The sequence below is a fragment of the Pontibacter sp. HJ8 genome (assembly GCF_054824225.1).
Genome location: NZ_JSYF01000619.1, coordinates 1 through 2,205, shown reverse-complemented (window position 1 = coordinate 2,205; position 2,205 = coordinate 1). Strand labels below are relative to the sequence as shown.

Here is a 2,205-nt window from a genome sequence, read left to right as displayed (position 1 = left end):
GGGTTTTGACCGTATTCAGGGATACGAAGAGCTTATCGGCTATTTCCTGGTTCGACAGGTTTTCGGCCATCAGTTGCAGCGTCTCCTGTTCACGGGTAGTAAGGCCAAAATTGCCGGAAGCTGAATTTCCCCGCTTTTCTATCGTACGCTTGAGACTGTTGATAAACCGGTGCGGGAGTTTGCCTTTACCTGTTGCCTGGTTTTTGAACACTTCCTGCAGCAAAGGGTTGATCTGATCCAGGTAATTGATATGATACATGACAATTTCGTCAGCTGCGGCATATTCCAACGATTCGGTTAAGCAGGACAATCCTTTTTCCTTTTCGCCTCTTACCAGGTGAAGGATGGAAAGTAAGATCTTGGTTTCAATCATGCGCTCAATCCGGTTTTGAGTACTGGCCATAGCATACAGTTGGGAAAGCAGCCCGTACGCTTCATCCAGTTTATATTCTGCCATGAGCAGCAAGGCATAGGCAACATAGCGGTACTCTTCGGCATAGGTAATGGTTTTGCCAGAGACTACTCCATGATCTTCCAAAAAAGCGCGGGATTTTTCCAGTTCTTTCCGGACTACGAGAAAGGTTCCTTTCCAGCCGATATACATGGAGTACAGGAAGGGGGCAACCTTATTCTTTTGCATGGCCACTTCCAGCTCCTTAAGTTTGGTTTCCGCCCCTATGTAATCACCCTCCGTATAAAGTAGCACTGAATAGATGATCAGCACCAGTACTTTGGAAGTAATGTTTGCTTCCCTGATACACAGGTTATACGCAATTTTTATCTGCTCAGAGGCTCCTGCCACGTCTCCCCAGTAGTACTGGATGGCAGCCATGTTAGCATATAAAACGGCAAAGGTCCAGTCTGTTTTAACCAGCGTAGCATACCCGTTCTCTTTCAGGAATTCTATAAGATCGGCGCTTCTTTTATAGGATACTTTGTAGAGCCCCAACCGGCCTTCCGTATAGCCCAGCGTAATACCGATAGTCGTAATGAGGTAAATATTGCCGGATCTTTTGCCAAACACCAACGCCTTTTTTAAGGCTTCGGTGCTCTCTGAAATGTTTTCATTGGCTAGTTGGGCCATTCCTTCCGTATACCCTCCCCAACTAAACCACAAAGGATCCTCCTCCGAGAGATTTTCCAGCGCCGTGCGGCAGTAGTCCAAAATAATATCCGGCTTTCCCAGGAAGGAATACTGATAAGCAGTAGCAATTGCTAGTTTCCCTAACAATTTCTTCTGATACAGGGTCGCTTTCTCTTCGACCTGCCCTGCAGCTAATTTCTGGCGTGTAATTTTTTCGGCATTGGTTAAAAGCGGAGCGGCTTTTTGAATCTGCCCGGCCGTAATAAGTACCCAGGCATAAAATAAGCTAAACTCCGGGCTCTTTTTTATGACCTCGTCCGGTAACAGGTCTCCATACTTCATAATGGAAGCGTGGTTGCCGTTTTCCCACAGGTCCTCCGATGATTCTGCCAGCAACTGAATGGCTTTTTCATACTGCTGTATTTGTAGCATATGCTCAATTGCCAAGGGATACATGTGGTTTTCTTCAAACCAGGCGCCGGCTTTGGCATGCAGTTTCAGGACAGCAGATTTTTCCTTAGCCAACAGGCGTTGTTTTAATAAATCTGCAAAAAGGTGGTGGTAACGGTACCATTTTCGTTCCGCATCTAACGGAACAATGAACATGTTATTTCTCTCCAGCATTTCCAGTACATCCTGACTATCCTGGCGATCCAGAAGCGCATCGCAGAGCGGGGCGGATAGTTGTTCCAGCAGGGAAGTCTGTAGCAAAAACTCTTTAATCTCCGGCGATTGGTTCTTCAGCACCTCTTCGATCAGGTAATCCATTATATACCGGTTGTCGCCTCTGAAATCCTGAATAAACGATGCGCTGTCTTCACGGCCCTGAAGCGACAGGGCAAGGAGTTGCAAACCGGCGATCCAGCCTTCTGTTTTAAAGGCCAGGGATTGTACCTCCGCAATGCTTAGCTTGAATTTTAGCTTTCGATTGAATAGGAAATGAATCTCGTTGAGCGTAAAGCTCAGGTCTACCGCCCTTAACTCTACCAGCTGGTGCTGACTTCTTAGCTTTGCAATTGGTAAAAGAGGATCAGCCCTGGTCAGGATTACCAGGTGAACGTTTTGTGGTAGATGGTCGATGAAATAGGCAAAAAGGTTTAATACATCATGGTTAGTAATGG

The 2,205-nt window shown here is 46.4% G+C and carries 1 protein-coding gene; it reads right to left on the bottom strand.

Features of this window, described 5'->3' with window-relative positions:
* The coding region (locus OB13_RS20070) for a LuxR C-terminal-related transcriptional regulator (RefSeq protein WP_461491965.1) at positions 1–2,205 on the bottom strand (2,205 nt) is incomplete at both ends.